This is a genomic window from Sphingomonas sp. AC435, from assembly GCF_979253005.1.
The window spans coordinates 1-247 of the sequence record NZ_CEEDCJ010000085.1 but is presented as its reverse complement, the minus strand read 5'-3'; the positions used below and the strand labels follow the sequence as shown (position 1 = coordinate 247).

1 protein-coding gene is annotated in these 247 nt (G+C 76.9%); it reads right to left on the bottom strand.

Annotated elements, in window-relative coordinates; translation table 11 throughout:
* Positions 1-217 (bottom strand): hypothetical protein (locus AC0CH8_RS19040; RefSeq protein WP_465241220.1); only part of this gene is annotated, 217 nt, incomplete at its 3' end.
* Between the last annotated feature and the right edge of the window lie 30 nt (positions 218-247).

The following is a 247-nucleotide window of genomic DNA, read 5'->3' as shown; positions in this document are numbered from 1 at the left end:
CACAGCATGCGACCGCGCCTCCGTCGCTCCAGCGCTCGCCTGCCGCGTCCGTCACCACCGCGCTCGCTGCGGCGGCGCGGCGCAGCAGCCCGGCCGTCGTCACGAGCGAACAGGGCCACACGGGGACCGCCTCGCGCCGGATCAGCGTGCCGTCCCGCGCTCCGCTGCCGGCGCTCGCCCGGGCCGGTACCGGGGCCGCTTCCGCACATCGCGGCATGCCGACGCTACGCTCGCCATCCAACACGAG